General features: G+C 61.8%; 15 protein-coding genes. 7 read left to right on the top strand and 8 right to left on the bottom strand.

Going from position 1 to position 22508, the window contains the following annotated elements; genetic code table 11:
* Positions 1–81 precede the first annotated feature (81 nt).
* From AADV58_RS09450 to mutS, 3 genes are read left to right on the top strand one after another with little or no spacing between them, the layout of a single operon-like run.
* On the top strand, positions 82–1719 hold the full coding sequence (locus AADV58_RS09450) for an ATP-dependent nuclease (protein WP_341743014.1): 1638 nt from the start codon (positions 82–84) through the stop codon (positions 1717–1719).
* Entirely contained in the window at positions 1719–4952 is a 3234-nt protein-coding gene (locus AADV58_RS09445; protein WP_341743013.1) for a DEAD/DEAH box helicase family protein, read from the top strand. The genes AADV58_RS09450 and AADV58_RS09445 overlap by 1 nt, the downstream gene beginning before the upstream one ends.
* Before the next feature lie 5 nt (positions 4953–4957).
* On the top strand, positions 4958–7540 hold the full coding sequence (gene mutS, locus AADV58_RS09440; protein WP_341743012.1) for a DNA mismatch repair protein MutS: 2583 nt from the start codon (positions 4958–4960) through the stop codon (positions 7538–7540).
* Between the two features lie 5 nt (positions 7541–7545).
* Here mutS and AADV58_RS09435 read toward each other — a convergent pair whose 3' ends face one another.
* The 6 genes from AADV58_RS09435 to AADV58_RS09410 form a co-directional block, all read right to left on the bottom strand.
* Positions 7546–8046 (bottom strand): peptidylprolyl isomerase, encoded by a 501-nt coding sequence (locus AADV58_RS09435; RefSeq protein ID WP_341743011.1) that lies wholly within the window; start codon positions 8044–8046, stop codon positions 7546–7548.
* Positions 8043–8513, bottom strand: coding sequence for a peroxiredoxin (locus AADV58_RS09430; RefSeq protein ID WP_341744542.1), 471 nt, complete (start codon positions 8511–8513; stop codon positions 8043–8045). The genes AADV58_RS09435 and AADV58_RS09430 overlap by 4 nt, the downstream gene beginning before the upstream one ends.
* Before the next feature lie 89 nt (positions 8514–8602).
* Positions 8603–8893, bottom strand: coding sequence for a cell division protein FtsB (ftsB, locus tag AADV58_RS09425; RefSeq protein ID WP_028995652.1), 291 nt, complete (start codon positions 8891–8893; stop codon positions 8603–8605).
* A gap of 6 nt (positions 8894–8899) precedes the next feature.
* Entirely contained in the window at positions 8900–10183 is a 1284-nt protein-coding gene (gene eno, locus AADV58_RS09420) for a phosphopyruvate hydratase (RefSeq protein WP_341743010.1), read from the bottom strand.
* Positions 10184–10232: 49 nt separating this feature from the next.
* Positions 10233–11072, bottom strand: a complete 840-nt coding sequence (gene kdsA / locus AADV58_RS09415) for a 3-deoxy-8-phosphooctulonate synthase (RefSeq protein ID WP_028995654.1) — start codon at positions 11070–11072, stop codon at positions 10233–10235.
* The gene (locus tag AADV58_RS09410; protein ID WP_341743009.1) at positions 11072–12709 is read right to left on the bottom strand and encodes a CTP synthase; all 1638 of its coding nucleotides are present in this window, start codon (positions 12707–12709) and stop codon (positions 11072–11074) included. Before AADV58_RS09410 ends, kdsA begins: the two co-directional genes overlap by 1 nt.
* 123 nt (positions 12710–12832) lie before the next feature.
* Here AADV58_RS09410 and AADV58_RS09405 point away from each other — a divergent pair, with 123 nt between their 5' ends.
* From AADV58_RS09405 to AADV58_RS09395, 3 genes are read left to right on the top strand one after another with little or no spacing between them, the layout of a single operon-like run.
* Positions 12833–13687: a tetratricopeptide repeat protein gene (locus AADV58_RS09405; RefSeq protein WP_341743008.1), complete on the top strand. Its 855-nt coding sequence runs from the start codon at positions 12833–12835 to the stop codon at positions 13685–13687.
* 37 nt (positions 13688–13724) lie between these two features.
* Positions 13725–14627, top strand: coding sequence for a histone deacetylase (locus AADV58_RS09400; protein WP_341743007.1), 903 nt, complete (start codon positions 13725–13727; stop codon positions 14625–14627).
* A gap of 9 nt (positions 14628–14636) precedes the next feature.
* Positions 14637–16115, top strand: coding sequence for an NAD(P)H-hydrate dehydratase (locus AADV58_RS09395; protein ID WP_341743006.1), 1479 nt, complete (start codon positions 14637–14639; stop codon positions 16113–16115).
* 9 nt (positions 16116–16124) lie between these two features.
* On the opposite strand, the gene AADV58_RS09390 is transcribed toward AADV58_RS09395, so the two are convergent.
* Positions 16125–17615 (bottom strand): FMN-binding glutamate synthase family protein, encoded by a 1491-nt coding sequence (locus AADV58_RS09390; RefSeq protein ID WP_298393438.1) that lies wholly within the window; start codon positions 17613–17615, stop codon positions 16125–16127.
* Between the two features lie 53 nt (positions 17616–17668).
* Here AADV58_RS09390 and nadC point away from each other — a divergent pair, with 53 nt between their 5' ends.
* Positions 17669–18532, top strand: coding sequence for a carboxylating nicotinate-nucleotide diphosphorylase (gene nadC, locus AADV58_RS09385; RefSeq protein WP_341743005.1), 864 nt, complete (start codon positions 17669–17671; stop codon positions 18530–18532).
* A gap of 33 nt (positions 18533–18565) precedes the next feature.
* On the opposite strand, the gene purL is transcribed toward nadC, so the two are convergent.
* Entirely contained in the window at positions 18566–22498 is a 3933-nt protein-coding gene (purL, locus tag AADV58_RS09380) for a phosphoribosylformylglycinamidine synthase (RefSeq protein ID WP_341743004.1), read from the bottom strand.
* Between the last annotated feature and the right edge of the window lie 10 nt (positions 22499–22508).

The raw sequence follows: 22508 nt of genomic DNA, 5'->3' as shown, positions 1-22508 counted from the left end.
AAGGAATTGGTCTCGAAGAATTTGCCAGCGGAGCACTCATTTCGATGATTCAGCTTCGAGGGTACAAGCATGGGGACAAGCATGAGCAGAAATAAGACAGACAACGCTCTCCTTAAACTCACCATCCATCAACTCCAGCGTTTACGTGATATCACGGTGGAGTTTGCTCCCATTGGCGTGACTGCCATCATGGGCGTCAACGGTTCCGGTAAGTCGACGATACTGCGTGCGTTGGCTTGCATTTATCAGCCAAGCCGGAATCAGGCACTCCCGCAAACCGCCTATGTTCCCGCCGATTTTTTTGTCCCGTATGACGGCTACGATTGGAGCGAATGCCGTTTCGAAGCCTGGATTGAAGGACAGGAAGAGTCTCGCATTTTCCAGCGCGAAGACAGTGGCAGTTGGTCTCCAAACCCCAGCAACCGCTTTCATCGGTATGTGAAATACATCCCAATCAGTGAATCCATTCCGGATATTGAACGCGACGACCAAAAGGACGCCTTCAGTTTTAACCGCGATAGCTTTTGGGAGGCAGAGAGTCCCAAACAGAGGGCGTTCCTGCGGCGGGTTGGGGAAACACTGAACCGTGATTATTCCAATGCGGGTAGTGCCAACAAAGCCACAGGAAAACTGCATGACTTCATGTTTGCCGAGGTTAATGATCGCGCTCACGGCAACCTAGCCTATCCGTCACATTACATGGGTGCCGGCGAGCAAAAAATTTTTGAAATCGTCAAATCGGTCATCAATGCTCCCCGAGGGGCATTGATTCTTATCGAGGAGCCCGAGGTTTCCTTGCATAGCAAAGCCATGCACGACCTCGTGCTTTTCCTGAAACAGCAAGCAGAGGAAAAATCCCTTCAGATTGTGATCACGACCCATTGGTTGGGGATCACCTCTTTAGCTGACGAGGTGTCGACTTACTCCCTGACGATTGATCCAGATAATGATGTCGTGCGCTGCTGTCCTGGATTTCTTCCGGCAGATGTCATGGCCTTGTCCGGAAACCGTGCAGACATCCGGCGCATCACCGTTTGGGTGGAGGACGTGCTGGCTGAGAGGTTTGTAGAGCATATCGCCAACCATCTCGGCATACGCCGGTTCATAAAGAAAATCGGGATTGGGCGGAGCGCCAGAAACCTGTTTTCCATCGCAGCCGGAATAGTCATCGAAAATGATAACCCGAGTGACGTATTGATTGTTGGCGATGGGGACCGTGATACAACGGACGAGGCGAAACGCAATGCCATGGAGGGCTTGATTGACATCGAGGATGAATTGCCCGTCGATGGCCCCAACGCCTGGGTAATCGAACGAAGAAATCGTGCCGTATCGCTGATCTGCGAATTTGCCTCCCCGAACAACATCAATCCCGAAACTTTTCTGTTAAATACTGCTCGTGAGATGGTTTCTTGCGGGCGCGCAGATCAGTGGTTGCAGAATGACCTCCAGGAAATTTCCAGAATCCGTCCTGCTCCTACCGGCAAGGAGGCGTTTTACAAGCTCGCCCAATCCAAATGCCATTCAGAAGGACCTGAGGCTGTCCGCTCTGAACTAGCACGCTTACACGAAATGTACATACAGACGATTCAGTCAACGCAGGCATGGCGTGAATACATTGCCCCTGTGGAAAGAAGGTTGATGGAAATGTGTCAGCACCACCGACTCATTGCAGTTCAGACAACACAAGAAGTATCACAAGTCGTGGAGATGGTCTGATGGCCAACATCCCCTTTCCTCATAAACTGGCCTTAAGCCGTTTCTTCCTAAGCCTGTTCGGTGGTCACCCCTACGACCTCGACCAAGACACTTTTCGGGAAGTTACCAAGCGCCTGACCGATGAGTCCCTGGAGATTCGGGAAGAGGACGGCACTTCGCGCTTCCTCGATGAGTTGGAGCACTTGCTACCCACTGGCAGTCATTTGACCTACGAGCAACTACTGGAATACGACCGCAACATCGCTCGTCATACAGAGGCAATCAACGCTCGTCGCAGCCATCGCGTGCAATGGAAATACTTCCAATATCTCACCTTGTTGTTTACCGAGATTTATCTGGACTGGTATTTCCGCGACCCAGTTGGACTTCTGGCTGCGCTGAATCAGCATTTGGAAGCCTTCAACAGCGCCCTACTCGAATGGGGCGAAAACAAGCGTGATGTGCTTTCTCCCTATACGCCAGAGTCACTACGTCGTATCGCTTTCTGGAATGCCACGGGCAGCGGCAAGACACTGCTGATGCACATCAATCTGGCGCAGTACCGGCACTATCTGGCCAAATACAAGCGCACAGGGGAGCTCAACCGCGTTCTGGTGCTGACACCCAACGAAGGGCTGACCCACCAGCACTTGGAGGAATTCAAGCTTTCTGGCATCCCTGCCGCACCATTCGACAAGGACAGCACCGGCAACAGTATTGGTATGTTCAAAGGGCAGATTGTCGACATCATCGACATGAACAAGCTGCGCGAGGAAGGGAAAAAGAAGACAGTTTCGGTTGATCAGTTTGAGACCAACAATCTGGTTTTCATCGACGAAGCCCACCGGGGTTCGCAAGGTGAGGTTTGGTCGGAAATGCGCAGCCGATTGGCGAAGGATGGCTTTACGTTTGAGTATTCCGCCACGCTGGGCCAAGCCGTTTCCTCGGATAGCTCCCTGGTTGATGACTACGCAAAATCCATCCTCTTCGATTACTCCTATCGCTACTTCCATGCCGATGGGTTCGGCAAGGATTACCAGATACTCAATATTGAAAGCAGCAGCGACAGCCAAGCCGACAAGGAGCGGCGTCAGCTCTATCTAACGGCTTGCCTGCTCAGCCACTACCAGCAACTTTGTCTGTTTGAAGATGAACAGGCGCGTTACAAGGCCTTTGCCATTGAAAAACCGCTTTGGGTTTTCGTAGGTAGCAAAGTCACCGCAATTCGTACCGAAAACAAGAAGCAGGTTTCCGACGTGGAGGACATCCTGTTGTTCTTCGCCGATTTGGTGAAAGACCGTAACGTAGCCGTTGCCCATTTGCGCAAATTATTGAGCGGGAACACTGGCTTGTTGGATGGTACGAACAGAGACATATTTGCCGAGGCTTTCCCCTTTCTTCAGGCGCAGGGAAAAACGGCAGAGCAGATCTTTGACGGCATCCTTGCTCACCTTTTTAACGCACCGCGTGGCGGCGCACTTCATGTGGATTATCTGGTGGGTGGCGATGGCGAACTGGCCCTACGCCTGGGCACCTCGGATGAGCCGTTTGGTGTTGTCAACGTCGGCGACGCGAAGAAGCTCGCCGAGTTGTGTGAAAAACACGAAACGCTCATCGTTAGCGAGAAGCCGTTTTCATCGTCTCTATTCCGCACCCTGAACAAGCGGAATTCAATGCTGAATGTGCTGATCGGCTCCAAACGCTTTTCAGAAGGCTGGAACAGTTATCGTGTTTCCACCTTGGGTTTGATGTATGTAGGCCAAAACGAAGGCTCCGAGATCATTCAGCTTTTCGGCCGTGGCGTGCGCCTGCGCGGTTACGCCAACAGCCTGAAACGCAGCCGCGCCATTCACTGGGCCGCGCGCGACAAAGAACTTGACTGGGTTGCCAAGGATCACCGTCTGCCCATTTTGGAAACACTGAACGTATTTGGCGTCAAATCCGATTACATGCAGCGTTTCAATGAGTTTCTGGAGGGCGAAGGCATTCGCCGTCCAGATAGCCGGGAATCCATCAAAATTCCGGTAAAACTCAAGCTTCCGCATTTGCCGCTGGTTACCATCAAGGTGCCCGACGACATCAACTTCAAGAAGCAAGCCAAAACCAGCCTGAGCGGACCAGGTGAGATTCGTTTGGAAACTGGTGCTGTCACACTGGACTGGTATCCGCGCGTTGCCATCAAGGCAAGCAAGGGTATCAAAATCACTCAGCTTGTGAGCAGCAAACCACCAGCCAAGCTGACAGAGGATCATTTGGCGTTTATTGATTTCGACGCCATCTACCTGGAGCTTCAGCAGCTCAAGGCAGAACGGGCTTGGCACAATTTCAGCCTGAGCCGGGATACTTTGCGAGAGTTACTGACACCGCCCAACAACGACTGGTACACCTTGTATGCCCCGCCGGAAACCATGGCGCCAGAACGGTTTGAACAGGTGTGGGAATGGACCGAAATAGCCTGCGCTCTGTTGAAAAAATATTGCGACCGTTTCTACAAGGCCAAGAAAGATGCTTTTGAAGCGCCGCACCGTGTCTACGCAGAACTTCGACCAGATGATCCCAACTTCATTGAGGAGTACAAGATTCTGGTTGATCGCTCAGAAAAGCTCATCATTCAGCGTCTGAGTGAGCTGGAACAGCACATCCGAGATGGCGTTCTGGGAGATTTCAATATCGGCGGACGTGGTGAAGCACTTTTCTTTGATCGGCATTTGTACTCACCGCTGCTGCATCTGCGTAATGGTGTGGATACCGACCTGTTCAGCATCACTCCTGTCCCACTGAATGAGGGAGAGCGGGACTTTGTCGTAGATTTGCGCACTTATTTCCAGAGCAAACCTGCCCTGCTGGATGGCAAGGAGATATACCTGCTACGAAATCAGTCGAAAGGTCGTGGCATTGGGTTCTTCGAAGCAGGGAACTTCTATCCGGACTTTCTGCTTTGGGTTCTTGAAGGGGAGCATCAGCACATAATTTTCGTCGATCCGAAAGGCATCCTCCGCTGCGAAGGCTTGAATGATCCGAAGCTGAGCTTTTACAAGACGATCAAGGACATTGAGAAAAAGCTGAATGCAAAAGGGGGAAGCCCAATGGCTTCACTGCACTCCTTTATCGTTTCAAGCACACCGCTCGGCAAGGTCCGTTGGTGGGACCCTGAGTTAGCCTCTGCCGAAGACTTCGCAGCCCGCCATGTTCTTTTTCAGCGTGACGCCGCAAACACCTACATTGAGACACTGTTCAAGACAGTGCTGAACTGACTCATATGACTCTGGATTTATCGAAACACACGCCGATGATGCGCCAGTATCTCGGGCTCAAGGCGAACCACCCGAACACCCTGCTCTTCTACCGGATGGGCGACTTCTACGAGCTGTTCTACGAGGACGCAGAGAAGGCGGCGCGGCTGCTCGACATCACGCTGACCACGCGCGGGCAGTCGGCCGGGGTGCCGATCAAGATGTGCGGTGTGCCTTTCCACTCGCTGGAGCCTTATCTGGCGCGGCTGGTGAAGTTGGGCGAGTCGGCGGTGATCTGCGAGCAGATTGGCGATCCAGCAACCAGCAAGGGGCCGGTCGAGCGGGCGGTGGCGCGCATCGTCACGCCGGGCACGCTGACCGACGCGGCGCTGATCGACGACAAGCAGGACATCTGGCTGCTCGCCGTGACGACGCTGCGCAACACGGCCGGCATTGCCCGGCTGAACCTGGCCAGCGGCGAGTTCATCCTGATCGAGGTGCCGGCCGAGCAGATTCCGGCGACGCTGGAGCGCATCCGCCCGGCGGAAATCCTCTACCCGGAAAGCTGGACGCCGAACTTTGGCGTCGATGTGGCGCGTACCCGCCAGCCGGACTGGTATTTCGATTTCGACTCGGCGCGGCGCCTGTTGTGCGAGCAGTTCGAAGTCGCCTCGCTTGCCGGTTTCGGCGCCGAGGGCCTGAAGCCGGCGATTGCTGCGGCCGGCGCGCTGCTGCAGTACGCGCAAGCGACTCAGTCGGGCAAATTGCCGCATTTGCGCGGGTTGACCGTAGAAATTGAAGGCGCTTATCTCGGCCTCGACCTGGCCACCCGGCGCAACCTGGAACTGACTGAAACCCTGCGCGGGCAGCCGTCGCCGACGCTGTTTTCGCTTTTGGATAACTGCGTCACCAGCATGGGCTCGCGCCTGTTGCGCCACACGCTGCACCACCCGCTGCGCGACCGCGCCGTGCCGGCCGCCCGCCATGGTGCGGTCGAAGCGCTGCTCGACGATTACGGTCGACTGGCCGGCGAGACCAGAAAGGCCCTGCGCGGGATTGCCGACATCGAGCGCATCGCCGGCCGCATCGCGCTGCGCAACGCCCGTCCGCGCGATCTGGCCAGCCTGCGCGAATCGCTGGCCCGCCTGCCGGAACTGCGCGCGCCGCTGGCCGACAGCGCTTCCGACCTGCTGACGCAATCCTTCGCCGAACTCGAAACGCCGGCCAAAACACTCGACCTGCTGGTCCGCGCCATCGCCGCCGAACCGGGCGCCCAGGTGCGCGACGGCGGCGTCATCGCGCCGGGCTTCGACGCCGATCTGGATGAGCTGCGTTCGCTCAACGACAACTGCGGCGCCTTCCTGGTCGACATGGAGGTGCGCGAACGCGAGCGGACCGGTATCGGCAGCCTCAAGGTCGAATTCAACAAGGTGCATGGCTTCTACATCGAGGTCACCCACGCCCACGTCGACAAGATTCCCGACGACTACCGCCGGCGGCAGACGCTGAAAAATGCCGAGCGCTACATCACGCCGGAACTGAAGGCTTTCGAGGACAAGGCGCTATCGGCGCAGGAGCGTTCGCTGGCGCGCGAGAAGCTGCTCTACGAGGGCATTCTCGACGCGCTGCTGCCGGTCGTGCCGACGCTGCAAACCATTGCCCGCGCCGTCGCCCAGCTCGACCTGCTCGCCGGTTTCGCCGAGTCGGCCTTGAAGCGCAACTGGTGCAAGCCGGAATTTGCCGAAGAAACCCAATTGACCGTCGAAGGCGGCCGTCACCCGGTGGTCGAAAACGAACTGGCGCAGAGCGCCGAGACTTTCATCGCCAACGACTGCCTGTTGGCCGAAAGCCGCCGCCTGCTACTGATCACCGGCCCGAACATGGGCGGTAAATCGACCTACATGCGCCAGGTCGCGCTGATCGCCCTGCTCGCCCACATCGGCAGCTTTGTTCCGGCCGACCGTTGCGTGCTCGGCCCGCTCGACCGCATCTTCACCCGCATCGGCGCTTCCGACGATCTCGCTTCCGGACGTTCGACCTTCATGGTCGAGATGACCGAAGCCGCCGCCATCCTGCACCACGCGACGAACCAGAGCCTGGTGTTGATGGACGAGATCGGCCGCGGCACGTCAACCTTCGACGGCATGGCATTGGCCTTCGCCATCCTGCGCCACCTGATCGACAAGAACCGCAGCCTGACGCTGTTCGCCACGCATTATTTCGAGCTGACCCGGCTGTCGCACGAGTACAGCGAACTGGCCAACGTACACCTCGGCGCTGTCGAGCACAACGACCGCATCGTCTTCATGCACGCCGTCGAGGAAGGCCCGGCCAACCAGAGTTACGGGATTCAGGTGGCGGCGCTGGCGGGAATACCCGCCGCCGTCGTGCGCGCAGCGAGAAAACAGCTACGCGAATTCGAGCAGCGCGCTGCCGTCGATCCGCTGCAACCGGACCTGTTCGCCCAGGATTTCCCGGCTGAGCTGGCCGAAGCCAGCGAACCGGCGCCGCATCCGGTCGTCGAGCACCTCACCGCCATCGACCCGGACAGTCTGACGCCGCGCGAGGCACTCGATGCGCTGTACGCGCTGAAAGGCTTGCTTAAGTAGCGAGCTTAGTGGTCGCAGCCGTCCTCGTCGTCGGCGCCATGCACGTGGCCGTGCTCGATTTCCTCGGCGCTGGCCGGGCGGATGGCGGTGACGGTGCAGGTGAATACCAGGGCGCTGCCGGCGAGCGGATGATTGCCGTCGAGGACGACCTTGTCGCCTTCAATGTCGGTCACGCGATAGATCACGAACTCTTCGTCGCTACCGTCTTCCGGACCGCCTTCGAACTGCATGCCGACCTGGAGTTCCTTGGGGAAATCCTTGCGCGGCTCGATCTGGACGAGTTGCGGATCGTATTCGCCGAAAGCTTCGTCGGGCTGCAGTTTGACCTGGACCGACTCGCCGACACTCTTGCCCTGCAGGGCTTCTTCGATCTTGGGGAAGATGTCGTCGTAGCCGCCGTGCAGATAGACGAGCGGATCGCGACCTTCGTCCACGACTTCGCCATCGGGATCGGTGACATGGTAGTCGAGGGTGATGACGGTATTGCGGTCAACCAGTTGGTTCATGAGTTGAGTTCCTTGACTAGGGCCAGTACTTCCTGGGCATGACCCTTGAAATTGACGTTGTAAAGCGCATGGCGGATGACGCCGCTGCGATCGATGACGAAGGTTGAACGGACGATGCCGGTTTTCGGCTGCCCATCCACCTCCCTCGTCTGCCAGACGCCGTATTGCCGGCAAACTTCGCCTTCGGCGTCGGACAGCAGATTGATACCGATACCTTCCCTGTCCCTGAATTCCTGATGCTTGAGACAGTCTTCCCGGTTGATGCCGAGAATGGCGCACCCGTGTTTCCGGAAATCTACCTCATGGTCCGAAAAATCGGTGACTTCACGCGTACAGGAGGGTGTTCCGTCCTTGGGGTAGAACAACAGGACAAGGTGTTGTTTGTCCTGAAAGCTCGCCAGATCGACAGTCTCCATATCAGCATCCGGCAAGCTGAATGTCGGGGCCTTATCGCCATTCTTGAGCAGCATATCGTTCTCCTTGAGTGCTCAGCGTGGGACTGCTGAGAACGATTCTAGCTGAGCAAAATGGCGGTGGCTACAAGGTTTGAAGCGATTTACCGGCGCTCGCCGGCGGGCTCGTCGGGTATCTGGACAAACACTTCGTCCTGTTTCACCATGCCGAGTTCAAAGCGCGCGCGCTCCTCGATGGCATCGTAGCCCTGCTTGAGATCGCGGACCTCGGCATCGAGGCCCGCGTTACGGATTTCCAGCTTGCGGGTTTCCTCCCGCTGGACCTTCAACTGACGGTCGTACTCCCATACCTTCAACCATCCTCCCTTACCCAGCCACAACGGGTACTGGAGGAGGACGATCACGGCAAGAAGGCCGACCGTCAGCCAGCGCATGAGCGATCAGCGCAGGTTGTAGAAAGTCTCGCGGCCCGGATAGGAAGCGGTATCGCCCAGATCTTCCTCGATGCGGATCAGCTGGTTGTACTTGGCGATGCGGTCCGAACGGGACAGCGAACCGGTCTTGATCTGGCCGGCGTTGAGGCCGACGGCGATGTCGGCGATGGTGCTGTCTTCGGTCTCGCCCGAGCGATGCGAGATCACGGCAGTGTAACCAGCGCGCTTGGCCATTTCGACGGCGGCGAAGGTTTCCGACAGCGTGCCGATCTGGTTGATCTTGATCAGGATGGCGTTGGCGATGCCCTTCTGGATGCCTTCCTTGAAGATGCGGGTGTTGGTGACGAAGATGTCGTCGCCGACGATCTGCACCTTGGAACCCAGACGCTCGGTCAGCAGCTTCCAGCCGTCCCAGTCGGCTTCCGACATGCCGTCCTCGATCGAGACGATCGGGAACTGGTCAGCCAGGTTGGCCAGGTAATCGACGAACTGGGCCGAGGTCAGCTGCAGGCCTTCGCCGGACAGGTGATACTTGCCGTCCTTGTAGAACTCGGAAGCAGCGCAGTCGAGGGCCAGCAGGACGTCCTGGCCGGGCACGTAACCGGCGGCCTCAATCGCCTGCATGATGATCTGCAGGGCTTCGGCGTGGCTACCGAGGTTCGGGGCGAAACCGCCTTCGTCGCCGACGGCGGTCGAGTGACCGGCCTTGTCGAGCAGCTTCTTCAGCGCGTGGAAGATTTCAGCGCCGCAACGCAGGGCTTCGCGGAAGGTGTTGGCACCGACCGGCATGACCATGAATTCCTGGATGTCCAGGCTGTTGTTGGCGTGCTCGCCGCCGTTGATGATGTTCATCATCGGCACCGGCATCTGCATCGGCGCCATGCCGCCGAAGTAGCGGTACAGCGGCAGACCGGATTCTTCGGCAGCGGCCTTGGCGACAGCCATCGACACGGCCAGGATGGCGTTGGCGCCGAGACGCGACTTGTTGTCGGTGCCGTCGAGTTCGATCATGGTCTGGTCGATGAAGGCCTGTTCCTGAGCGTCGAGACCGATGATCGCTTCCGAGATCTCGGTGTTGATGTTCTCGACGGCCTGCATCACGCCCTTGCCGAGGTAACGGCTCTTGTCGCCGTCACGCAGTTCGATGGCTTCGCGGGTGCCGGTCGAAGCGCCCGACGGAACAGCCGCACGGCCCATGACGCCGGACTCGAGCAGGACATCGGCCTCGACCGTGGGATTGCCACGGGAATCCAGGATCTCGCGGGCGACAACATCAACGATAGAACTCATATTTCTTCCTTGTAAACAGAAGGTTGAAAGAACAAATTAAAGTAAATTATTAGAATTTCAATTCTTCAAAACCGGCCGATTTGGCGGCCTTGTCCAGCGCCACCAGGGTCGCCAGCAGGCTTTCCATGCGATCCAGCGGCCAGGAATTCGGGCCGTCGGAGAAGGCCTTTTCCGGGCAGGGATGGGTTTCCATGAACAGGCCGGAAATCCCCACCGCCACCGCCGCCCGCGCCAGAACCGGAACGAATTCGCGCTGACCACCGGAAACCGTACCCTGCCCGCCCGGCAACTGCACCGAGTGGGTGGCATCGAATACCACCGGGCAACCGGTATCGCGCATAATCGCCAGCGAGCGCATGTCGGAAACGAGGTTGTTGTAGCCGAAGCTGGCACCGCGTTCGCAGACCATGATGTTGTCGGCGCCGCCGTTCACTTCGCGCGCCTTGTCGACGACATTCTTCATGTCGCCCGGCGCCAGGAACTGGCCCTTCTTGATATTCACCGGCTTGCCGCAGGACGCCACGGCGTGGATGAAATCGGTCTGCCGGCAGAGGAAGGCCGGCGTCTGCAGCACGTCGACCACGCTCGCCACCTGGGCGACGTCGTTGCCATCATGGACATCGGTCAGCACCGGCACACCGACCTGGGCGCGCACGGCTTCAAGAATCTTCAGGCCGCCATCGATGCCGGGGCCGCGCACCGACTTGCCGGAGCTGCGGTTGGCCTTGTCGTAGGAGGCCTTGAAGATGTAATTGACACCCAGGCGGGCGCAGATTTCCTTCATGCGGCCGGCGACATCGACGCACAACTGTTCCGACTCGGCGGTACAAGGGCCGGCGATCAGGAAAAAAGGCTGGTCAAGACCAGCCTCGAAACCGCAGAGTTTCATCAGTTCTTGCCCTGCTTGCTGGCCAGTGCGGCCTTGACGTAGGACGTGAACAGCGGATGTCCCTGGCGCGGATTGGAGGTGAATTCCGGATGGAACTGGCAACCGACGAACCATGGATGGACATCGGCCGGCAGTTCAACCATTTCGCACAGGTCGGTGCCCGGCGCCCGGCCGGCAACGACCAGGCCCTTGTCTTCCAGTTGCGCCAGCAGCGTGTTGTTCACTTCATAGCGATGGCGGTGACGCTCGGTGATCTCTGCAGCGCCGTAGATCTGGCGGGCCAGCGAACCCTCCTTGAGCTGGCAGACCTGGGCGCCGAGGCGCATGGTGCCGCCGATGTCGGAATCCTCGCTGCGCTTCTCGATCTTGCCGGAGGCGTCGAGCCACTCGGTGATCAGGCCGATCACCGGGTACGGCGTGTCGGCGACGAACTCGGTCGAGTGCGCGTCCTTCAGGCCGGCGACATGGCGGGCGAATTCGACGACGGCCATCTGCATGCCGAGACAGATGCCCAGATACGGCACCTTGTTCTCGCGGGCGTAGCGGATCGCGGCGATCTTGCCTTCGGTACCGCGGCGGCCGAAACCGCCCGGCACGAGAATGGCGTCCATGCTCTCGAGCACGCCGGTGCCGTTCTTCTCGATCTCTTCCGAATCGAGATAGACGATGTTCACTTCGCTGCGCGTGTGGATGCCGGCATGCTTGATGGCTTCGATCAGCGACTTGTAGGACTCGGTCAGATCGACGTACTTGCCGACGAAGGCGATCTTCACCTGGTGCAGCGGATGCTCCAGCGCTACGATCAGGTTTTCCCAGACCGACAGGTCGGCCGCCTTGGCCAGGATGCCGAGCTTGTGGCAGACGATTTCGTCGAGCATCTGCTCGTGCAGCATGCCCGGGATCTTGTAGATGGAGTCGGCGTCGAGACACTCGATGACGGCTTCCGGCATGACGTTGCAGAACAGCGCGATCTTGCGCCGCTCCTCGACCGGAATCGAGCGGTCGGCACGGCACAGCAGGATGTCCGGCTGGATGCCGATCTCGCGCAGTTCCTTGACCGAGTGCTGGGTCGGCTTGGTCTTCAGTTCGCCGGCGGTCGGGATGTAGGGCAGCAGCGTCAGGTGCATGTAGCAGACGTTGTTGCGGCCTTCCTCGATGCCCATCTGGCGGATGGCTTCCAGGAAGGGCAGAGACTCGATGTCGCCGACCGTGCCGCCGACCTCGACGATGGCCACGTCGGCACCCTCGGCGCCGGCCTTGACCTTGCCCTTGATCTCGTCGGTGATGTGCGGGATGACCTGCACCGTCTTGCCGAGATATTCACCGCGGCGCTCTTTCTTCAGGACCGTGTCGTAAACCTGGCCGGTGGTGAAGTTGTTGCGCTTGGTCATCTTGGCGCTGGTGAAGCGCTCGTAATGCCCCAGATCGAGATCGGTCTCGGCGCCATCCTCGGTGACGAAGACCTCTCCGTGCTGGAAGGGACTCATCGTGCCGGGGTCGACGTTGATGTAGGGGTCAAGCTTGAGGTGGGTAACCTTGATGCCGCGGGATTCCAGAATGGCCCCGAGCGACGCGGCGGCGATGCCTTTGCCCAGTGAGGACACGACACCACCTGTAACGAAAACGTATTTGGTCATGGAAAGACAGGCTGCGGGAAAGCAGAATGATAGCCGAAAACATGCCGGGAGCGAAAGCCGTCCGCCGCTTCCGCCAGTCTCCGTTAAAATACCCGGCAACTGAAACAGACCGGAAAAGCACACATGTCCCAATTCTCTTTTGACGTCTCCATCGAGGAATTCGAAGTCAAGGTCCTGCAGGCCTCGCTGCAGGTGCCGGTGGTGGTCGATTTCTGGGCGCCCTGGTGCGGCCCGTGCCAGACGTTGAAGCCGATGCTGGAAAAACTGGCCGAGGAATACCAGGGCCGCTTCCTCCTGGCCAAGGTCAATTCCGACGAATACCCCCAACTGGCCGGCCATTTCGGCGTGCGCAGCATTCCGTCGGTCAAGGTCGTTTTCCAGGGACAACTGGTCGATGAATTCAACGGCGCCCTGCCCGAAGGCCAGGTCCGCCAGTTTCTCGACCGCATCGCCCTGCCCGCCGGCGACAACGCCAATCCGCGCGAAGAGGCCGCCGCCCTGGCCGCCGAAGGCCGGTTCGAGGAAGCGCTGGCCAGGCTGGTCGAGGCCAGTCAGGCCAATCCGCAGGATCAGGCGGTGCAACTCGACGCCATCGAGGTATTGATGCACCTGGGCCGCAACGACGAAGCCGCGCAGTTGCTGGCTGGCGAATTCAAGGACGAACCGGAGCGCGCCGGCGCCCTGCGCGCCCGCCTGGCACTGGCCCAGGGCGCTGCCGATACCGAACCGCTGGAAGCGAAGCTGGCCGCCAACCCGGACGACCACGCCACGCGCCTCGAACTGGCCAAGGCCTACGCCGCGCAAAGCCGTTTCCGCGAGGCACTCGACGCCGCGCTCGAAGTGGTCCGGCGCGACCGTTTCTTCGACGAAGGCGCCGGGCGCAAGGCCCTGCTCCAGTTCTTCGAGGCGCTGGCTGGCGAACAGTACGACGATCTCGTCCGCGAATATCGTCGCAAACTTTCCGCCGCGCTGAACTGACCTCACCGGTCGGTGCCGGCGCGCACCGACCGCCGCGATGCAGCTTTTCTACACCGACGTCTTCGTTCTGCCGCTGCCGCCGGGGCATCGCTTCCCGATGGAGAAATACGCCCGCCTGCGGCAGACACTGCTCGCCGGCGGCGATTTTTCACCAGACGACTTCCATCTGCCGCACGCCGCTACCGACGAGGAACTGCAGCGCGCCCACGACGCTGACTATATCCGGCGCATCAGCCTCGGCGAGGTCGACGAAAAGATGCAGAAGGCCATCGGCTTTCCGTGGAGCCCGGGCATGGTCGAGCGCTCCCGGCGCTCGGCCGGCGCCAGCATCGACGCCTGCCGTGCCGCCTGCGCCAGCCGGGGCATCGCCGCCAATCTGGCCGGCGGCACCCACCACGCCTTTGCCGGCCATGGCGAGGGCTTCTGCGTTTTCAACGATGCTGCCGTCGCCGCCCGGGCGATGCGGGCGGAAGGACGGGCCGGGCGCATCCTGATCGTCGATTGCGATGTGCACCAGGGCAACGGCACCGCCGCCATCCTCAGGGACGACCCCGACATCTTCACCTTTTCCATTCACGGCGCCCGCAACTACCCGTTCACCAAGGAAAACAGCGATCTCGACATCGAGCTGCCCGACGGTTGCGGCGACCCGGCCTACCTGGCGCAGCTCGAGCATGGACTGGACACCGCCTTCGATCTCGCTTGCCCCGACCTGGTCATCTATCTGGCCGGTGCCGATCCCTATGCCGACGACCGGCTCGGTCGCCTGGCCTTGAGCATGGACGGCCTGGCGGAACGCGACCGGCTGGTTTTCCAACGCTGCCGGGACGGCGCCATTCCGGTGGCCGTCGCCATGGCCGGCGGCTATGCGCGCAACATCGATGACACGGTCAGCATCCATGCCGCCACGATCCGCCTCGGCCGCGCCATGTGGCGCTAGAATCACAGCATGGACACCCGTCTCCTCCTGAGCCCATCGCTGCGCCGCATCGAGGCCCGTCATGCCGACCTGCCGCTGATGCAGCGTGCTGGCCAAGCCGCCGCCGACCTGGCCAGCCAGCTGGCCGGCGAGCGTAACCGCCCCATCCTGGTGCTGGCGGGCCCCGGCAACAATGGCGGCGACGCCTTCGAGGCGGCCCGACTGCTGCGCCAACGCTTTTTCGATGTTCGCGTGCTGTTCGCCGGCCAGGCGGAGCAACTGCCGGCCGACGCCGCTGCGGCCTGCCGGCGCTTCACCGACGCCGGCGGCGAGTTTTCCCTGACACTGGAGGACGAACGGCACTGGGGCCTGATCATCGATGGCCTGTTCGGCATCGGACTGAAACGGGCGCCGGAAGGCATCTACGCCGAGTGGATCGCGCTGGCCAACCGCCTCGCCCGCCGTGATGGCTGCGCCCTGCTGGCGCTCGACTGCCCGTCCGGTCTCGATGCCGACACCGGCAACCGGCCCGGCATCTGCATCGAAGCCACGCACACCCTGACCTTCATCGCCGGCAAACCCGGCCTGCTGACCGCCGACGGTCCCGACCACTGCGGCGAAATCGCCATCGCCACGCTCGACCTCGAGACGACCGGCGCTGACCCGGCCGACGGCCACACCGTCAGCCGCCAGGATTTCGCCGGGCGCCTCAAACCCCGGCGCCGCAATTCGCACAAGGGCAGCTTCGGCGGCGTCGGCATCATCGGTGGCGGCAAGTCGATGAGCGGCGCCGCCCTGCTCGCCGGTCGTGCCGCGCTCAAGCTCGGCGCCGGCCGCGTCTATCTCGGCCTGCTCGACCCGGATGGACCGAGCGTGGACCTGGTCCAGCCGGAACTGATGATCCGCCGCATCGACACGCTCTTCCAGGCCGACCTGCAGGCACTGGTGTGCGGCCCCGGGCTCGGCACCGCCGGCAACGCAGCCGATTGCGTCGAGCAGGCCCTGAAATGCCCGTTGCCTCTGGTCCTCGATGCCGATGCCCTGAACATCCTGGCCAGCGACGGGCGCCTCGAAGGCAACCTCTACAACCGCGTCGCGCCGGCCATCCTGACCCCGCACCCGGCCGAGGCCGGCCGTCTGCTCGGCGCCTCGACGCGCGAGGTGCAGCTTGATCGCATCGCCGCCGCCCGCGAGATGGCTGCGCGCTACGGTTGCCCGGTCGCCCTCAAGGGTTGCGGCACGATTGTCGCCGGACCGGATGGCCGCTGGTGGATCAACACCACCGGCAACCCGGGCATGGCCACGGCCGGCATGGGCGACGTCCTGAGCGGCATGATCGCCACCCTGCTGGCCCAGCAATGGCCGGCGGAACAGGCCTTGCTGGCGGCGGTGCATCTGCACGGCGCAGCCGCCGACCGGCTGGCCGCCGACGGCATCGGTCCGGTCGGCCTGACCGCCGGCGAAGTCATCGACAGCGCCCGCTGCCTGGTCAACGACTGGCTGCGTTGAAGTGCAGCCTCAATCCGCCGCCGGCGGCGACGGATAGGGATAGAGCATGTTCAGCGCCTGACTCTGGCCGTTGGGCTGGACGATGCGGACATGCTCGCGGCGCAGTTCCCGGGCATGCAGCACCCCACAGGCATGGGCGATCATTTCCACTTCCTGGTTCATGTTGCGCGTGTAATGGGCAACCCGCTCGGCCTTGTCCTCGACGACCAGACCGCGCTGCAGTTTCTGGTTGTGCGTGGTGATGCCGGTCGGACAGGTGTTCTGGTGACAGCGCAAGGCCTGGATGCAGCCGAGCGCAAACATGTAGCCGCGGGCCGAATTGACCAGATCGGCACCACAGGCCAATGCCCAGGCGACCTTGGCCGGGGTCAGCAGCTTGCCCGAGGCAATCACCTTGATCCGCTCGCGCAAGCCGTTTTCGATCAACGCATCGACCACGCGCGGCAGCGCTTCGTTGATCGACAGGGCCATGTGATCGGCCAGTGCCTGCGGCGCCGCGCCCGAACCGCCCTCGCCGCCATCGATGGTGAGGAAATCCGGCGCGCTCCACAAACCGCGCCGTCTGACGGCTTCGGCCAGTTCGTGCATGAATTGCCAGCCGCCGATGGCAGTCTTGATGCCGACCGGCTTGCCGGTCACTTCGCGGACATGCACGACCATGTCGAGCAGTTCCTCCATCGTCCCGGTCTCGGGATGACGGTTTGGCGACAGCGAATCCTTGCCCAGCGGAATACCGCGGATGGCGGCGATCTCGGCCGTCACCTTGGCCGCCGGCAGCACCCCGCCTTTACCCGGCTTGGCGCCCTGCGACAGCTTGATCTCGAAGGCGCGGACATGCTCGTGCCCGGCCAGTTCGCGCAGACGCAGGTCGCTCAGGCGACCGGCTTCGTCGCGGACACCGTACTTGGCCGTGCCGATCTGGAAAATGACGTCGCAGCGCCCTTCGAGATGGTAGGGGCTGAGCCCGCCTTCGCCGGTATCCATGTAGCAGCCGGCCAGGGCCGCGCCTTGCGAGAGGGCGCGGACGGCCGGCCGGGAAATGGCGCCGAAGCTCATACCGCTGATATTGATCAGCGAACGGGCGGCAAACGGCTTGTCGCACCAGCCTTCACCGATCATCACCGGCGGCGACGGCCGGTGATCGCTGTCGAGCACCGGAAAGGCGGCGTTCACAAAAACCAGCGCCCCGGACTGATTGATGTCGTAGGTCGAACCGAAGCCGATCATGCCGCCTTCGTTCTTGGCCAGCCGATAGACCCAGGCGCGTGTCGCCCGGTTGAAGGGCATTTCCTCGCGGTCACCGAGGAAGAAGTACTGGCGGAAGTATTCGCCCAGGCTTTCGAAGAAGAAACGCAGATGGCCGACAATGGGGAAATTGCGCAGGACCGTGTGGCGCTTCTGGGTGACGTCGCGCAGGTACCAGAACAGCAGGAGCACCGCCAGCACCAGAACGACCATCACCCCCAGACTGACGTGAAACACCCCGACGATTTCTGACATTGTCTGCCCCTGACGGTACAATTCGCGCCTAAGCATGCCGCCGGAACCCAGAGATGTCCATAGAATTCGCCTACCCGCTCGCCGCAGAAATCACCCGCAATGTCGACGCCGCCCTGACCGAGGATGTCGGCCCCGGCGACCTGACCGCTTCCCTGGTACCCGGCGCCCGTCAGGTCCGGGCCACGGTCATTTCTCGGGAGGCCGGCGTGCTTTGCGGTACGGCCTGGTTTGACGAATGCGTGCGCCGCCTCGACCAGGATGCCCGCATCACCTGGCAGGCCGGTGACGGTGACCGGATCGCTGCCGATCAGCTGTTATGCACCATCGACGGTAACGGCCGCGCCCTGCTGACCGCCGAGCGCAGCGCGCTGAACTTTCTGCAATTGCTGTCGGCGGTGGCCAGCAAGGTCCGCATCTACGCCGACGCCATCGCCGGCACCCGGGCGCAGGTCGTCGACACCCGCAAGACCCTGCCCGGCCTGCGCATTGCCCAGAAATACGCCGTCCGCGCCGGCGGCGGCGGCAACCACCGGCTGGCGTTGTGGGATGCGATCCTGATCAAGGAAAACCACATCCATGCCGCCGGTGGCATCGCCCAGGCCTACGCGGCGGCCGAACAGGTCGCCGGGCAAGCCGCCGACCGCTGCCAGTTCATCCAGGTCGAAGTGGAAAACCTCGACGAACTGAACCAGGCGCTGGCTGCCGGCGCCCGGATGATCCTGCTCGACAATTTCACCCCCGACCTGATGCGCGAGGCCGTCGCCGTCAACGCCGGGCGCGCCATTCTCGAAGCCTCTGGCAACGTCAGCCTGGAAACCATCCGCGCCATTGCCGAAACCGGAGTCGATCGCATCTCGGTCGGGGCGCTGACCAAGGACGTCAAAGCGCTCGACCTGTCGATGCGCTTCGTCGCTTAAGCCGCCCCCGACGCCGAGGGCGGCGAACAGCGCTTAGCCGACCCAGCGCCGGGCGTTACGGAACATCCGCATCCACGGGCTGTCTTCACCCCAGTTTTCCGGGTGCCAGGACATCTGCACGGTGCGGAAGACACGCTCCGGGTGCGGCATCATGATCGTGAACCGGCCGTCGGCCGTGGTCACGGCGGTCAGGCCGCCCGGCGAACCGTTCGGGTTGTACGGATAGACCTCGGTCGGCTCGCCCTTGTTGTCGACGTAGCGCACCGCGGACAGGCATTTACCCTGGTCGTCGGCATTGTCAAAAACGGCGCGGCCTTCGCCGTGCGAAACGACGATGGGGATCTGCGAGCCTTCCATGCCGGCGAAGAAGATCGACGGCGAATCGAGCACCTCGGTCATCACGAAACGCGCTTCGAACTGCTCGACCTGATTGCGGCGGAAAGCCGGCCAGTGTTCGGCACCGGGGATGATGGACTTGAGCGCGCTCATCATCTGACAGCCGTTGCAGACGCCGAGCGCGAAGGTATCCGGACGATTGAAGAAAGCAGCGAACTCGTCGCGACAGCCGTCGTGCATCAGGATGGTCTTGGCCCAGCCCTGGCCGGCACCGAGCACGTCGCCGTAGGAGAAGCCACCGCAGGCAACGAGGCCCTTGAAGTCCTTGAGGCTGACGCGGCCGGCGAGGATGTCGCTCATATGCACATCGACCGACTGGAAGCCGGCGCGATCGAAGGCGGCGGCCATTTCGTAATGGCTGTTGACGCCCTGCTCGCGAAGGATGGCGACGCGCGGGCGACCGCTGATGTCGCGGTAGACCTGGGTGAAATCTTCCTGCGGATCGAAAGTCACCTTCGGTGTCAGGCCGGGGTCGGCGACATCGAGGATGCGGTCGAATTCCTGCTGGGCGCAGTCGGGGTTGTCGCGCATCGCCTGCATGCGGAAGCTGGTTTCCGACCAGGCACGCTGCAGGTCCACACGCTTCTCGCGCAGCACGCGCTTGGCGTTGCGGGTGACGCGGATTTCGTCCCACTCGTTCAAGTGGCCGACGAAGTGGTAAGGCACACCGCAGGCACGCAGAATCGGCGTGACCTTCTCGCGGTCGGCACGACGGATCTGGATCAGCGCACCGAGTTCCTCATTGAACAGCGCGCGGACGATGTGCTCGAAATCGCGGCCGGCCATCAGGTCCGGGCGCTTCTCGGCGCCATCGACGTCGAGTGCGGCAGCGTCGAAGCAGACGCCATCAAGGTCGAGCGAGACGCCACGGCGGCTGGCGAAGGCCATTTCGCAAGCAGCGACGAACAGGCCGCCGTCGGAACGGTCGTGGTAGGCGAGCAGCAGGCCGTCGCGGTTGAGCTTCTGCACGGCGTCGAACATGCCCTTGAGCTTGGCCGGCTCATCGACGTCCGGCGCATCGTCGCCGGTGGCGTTGTAGACCTGCGCCAGCGCCGAGCCGCCAAGGCGATTCTTGCCGAGGTCGAGCAGCAGCAATTCGGTTTCGCCCTGATCGGTGGCGAGCAGCGGAGTTTTCGTCTTGCGCACGTCATCGACGGCGGCGAACGAGGTAACAATCAGCGACAGCGGTGAAACGACCTGCTTCTTCTCGCCGTTCTCATCCCAAGCGGTGCGCATCGACAGCGAATCCTTGCCGACCGGTATCGACACGCCGATCTGCTTGCACAGCTCGGCAATGCCTTCGACCGTCGCGTACAGGCGGGCGTCCTCTCCCGGCACGCCGCACGGCGCCATCCAGTTGGCGGAGAGCTTGACCTTGTCCAGGCTGCCGACATCGGCAGCGGCCAGGTTGGTCAACGCTTCGCCAATGGCCATGCGGCCGGAAGCCGGTGCATCGAGCACGGCCAGCGGCGTGCGCTCGCCCATGGCGAAGGCTTCGCCGAGGTAACCCTGATAGCCCATCGTGGTCACGGCGACATCGGCCACCGGCACCTGCCACGGGCCGACCATCTGGTCGCGCGCGGTCATGCCGCCGACCGAGCGGTCGCCGATCGAGATCAGGAAGGTCTTGTCAGCGATGGTCGGCAGACGCATCAAGCGGTAGGCGGCGTCCTTGAGTTCGATGGAAACCGCGTCGAAGGGCACGAAGGTCGACGGCTGCGACGTGACATCGCGCGTCATGCGCGGCGGCTTGCCGAGCAGCGCTTCCATTTCCATGTCGACCGGATTAACGCCGAAGTGGGCGTCGGTAACGGTCAGGTGGCCGTCGCCGGTAGCTTCGCCGACGACAGCGAACGGGCAACGCTCACGTTCGCACATGGCCTGGAATTCGCCGATGCGGTTGGGCGGAATAGCCAGCACGTAGCGTTCCTGCGATTCGTTGGACCAGATTTCGGCCGGCGACATGCCCGACTCCAGGGTCGGCACCTTGCGCAGGTCGAACTTGGCACCGACGCCGCCCGAGTGGGCGAGTTCCGGCAGGGCGTTGGAAACGCCACCGGCACCGACGTCGTGCACGGAGAGAATCGGGTTGTCCTTGCCCATCTGCCAGCAGCGATCAATCACCTCCTGGGCACGGCGCTGGATTTCCGGGTTGCCGCGCTGCACCGAGGCGAAGTCGAGGTCTTCGGCATTGACGCCGGCGGTCATCGACGAGGCAGCACCGCCACCCAGGCCGATCAGCATGCCGGGGCCGCCCAGTTGCACGAACAGCGTGCCGACCGGGAAGATTTCTTCCTTGAACGACTGCTCGGCCTGGATGGAACCGAGGCCGCCGGCAATCATGATCGGCTTGTGATAGCCGCGCACCGTGCCGGCCACGTCCTGCTCGTAGGTGCGGAAATAACCGGTCAGGTTCGGGCGGCCGAATTCGTTGTTGAAGGCGGCGGCGCCGATCGGACCTTCGAGCATGATGTCGAGCGCCGAAGCGATGCGCGACGGGCGGCCGTAGGCTTTTTCCCAAGGCTGGGTTGCGTCGGGAATGTTCAGGTTGGAGACCGAGAAACCACAGAGGCCGGCCTTCGGCTTCGACCCCTTGCCAGTGGCGCCTTCGTCGCGGATTTCGCCGCCGGAGCCGGTGGAAGCACCCGGGAACGGCGAAATCGCCGTCGGGTGATTGTGCGTCTCGACCTTGGTCAGGATGTGGGTCAGCTCTTCCTTGTAGGAGTAGCCGCGGTCGGCATCCGGATAGAAACGCTGGATCGTCGCGCCCTCGATGATCGAGGCGTTGTCGGCGTAGGCCATCACCGTGCCTTGCGGGTTGGCCTGGTGCGTTTCGCGGATCATGCCGAACAGCGTCTTGTCTTTCTTCTCGCCGTCGATGACCCAGGAAGCGTTGAAGATCTTGTGGCGGCAGTGCTCGGAATTGGCCTGCGCGAACATCATCAGTTCGACGTCGGTCGGGTTGCGGCCGGCCTTGCTGAAGATGTCGAGCAGGTAATCGACTTCATCGTCGGACAGCGCCAGGCCCAGCGTGCCGTTGGCTTCGACCAGTGCGGCCTTGCCGCCGGCCAGCACGTCGACAGTCGCCAGCGGCTTCGGCGCAAAGTGGCGGAACAGTTCGCCGGCTTCGGCAAAACCGGCGAGCACCGATTCGGTCATGCGGTCGTGCAGCAGGCAGGCGACGAGCTTCTGCTCGTCAGCGGTCAGCGCGCGGTTTTGCTTCACAACCACGTGGAAGGCAACGACGCGCTCGATGCGCTCGATGGCCGGTTCCAGATCGCAGTTGAAGGCAATGTCGGTGGCCTTGGACGACCACGGCGAAATGGTACCGATGCGCGGCGCCACCAGGAACAACTCACCCTTGTCCTCGCCAGCCGGCACTTCTTCCAGCAGCTTGGACAGCTTGGCACGCTCGTCGGCAGACAGCGCGCGCTTTTGCGCGACGACGTGCCAGTAGTCGGCGGTGACCGCTTCGATGTCAGCCACCGCCGCCGTCAGGCGGGCGAGCAGGCGTTGCAGGCGGAAAGCGGAAAAGGCGGCGTCGCCTTTGAGGCAAATGATGTCGGCCATGGAGTGTGCG

It is taken from the genome of Azonexus hydrophilus (assembly GCF_038368255.1).
GTDB classification, from domain to species: domain Bacteria; phylum Pseudomonadota; class Gammaproteobacteria; order Burkholderiales; family Rhodocyclaceae; genus Azonexus; species Azonexus hydrophilus.
Note: the sequence above shows the minus strand (reverse complement) of the source record. Positions and strands in the feature narration are given on the sequence as shown.

Coding starts and splice junctions, on each gene's coding strand:
- nadC (WP_341743005.1), top strand. CDS start 17,669: ATGTCCATAGAATTCGCCTACCCGCTCGCCGCAGAAATCACCCGCAAT.
- mutS (WP_341743012.1), top strand. CDS start 4,958: ATGACTCTGGATTTATCGAAACACACGCCGATGATGCGCCAGTATCTC.
- ftsB (WP_028995652.1), bottom strand. CDS start 8,893: ATGCGCTGGCTGACGGTCGGCCTTCTTGCCGTGATCGTCCTCCTCCAG.
- AADV58_RS09405 (WP_341743008.1), top strand. CDS start 12,833: ATGTCCCAATTCTCTTTTGACGTCTCCATCGAGGAATTCGAAGTCAAG.
- AADV58_RS09445 (WP_341743013.1), top strand. CDS start 1,719: ATGGCCAACATCCCCTTTCCTCATAAACTGGCCTTAAGCCGTTTCTTC.
- kdsA (WP_028995654.1), bottom strand. CDS start 11,072: ATGAAACTCTGCGGTTTCGAGGCTGGTCTTGACCAGCCTTTTTTCCTG.
- purL (WP_341743004.1), bottom strand. CDS start 22,498: ATGGCCGACATCATTTGCCTCAAAGGCGACGCCGCCTTTTCCGCTTTC.
- AADV58_RS09435 (WP_341743011.1), bottom strand. CDS start 8,046: ATGAACCAACTGGTTGACCGCAATACCGTCATCACCCTCGACTACCAT.
- AADV58_RS09395 (WP_341743006.1), top strand. CDS start 14,637: ATGGACACCCGTCTCCTCCTGAGCCCATCGCTGCGCCGCATCGAGGCC.
- AADV58_RS09450 (WP_341743014.1), top strand. CDS start 82: ATGAGCAGAAATAAGACAGACAACGCTCTCCTTAAACTCACCATCCAT.
- eno (WP_341743010.1), bottom strand. CDS start 10,183: ATGAGTTCTATCGTTGATGTTGTCGCCCGCGAGATCCTGGATTCCCGT.
- AADV58_RS09400 (WP_341743007.1), top strand. CDS start 13,725: ATGCAGCTTTTCTACACCGACGTCTTCGTTCTGCCGCTGCCGCCGGGG.
- AADV58_RS09390 (WP_298393438.1), bottom strand. CDS start 17,615: ATGTCAGAAATCGTCGGGGTGTTTCACGTCAGTCTGGGGGTGATGGTC.
- AADV58_RS09410 (WP_341743009.1), bottom strand. CDS start 12,709: ATGACCAAATACGTTTTCGTTACAGGTGGTGTCGTGTCCTCACTGGGC.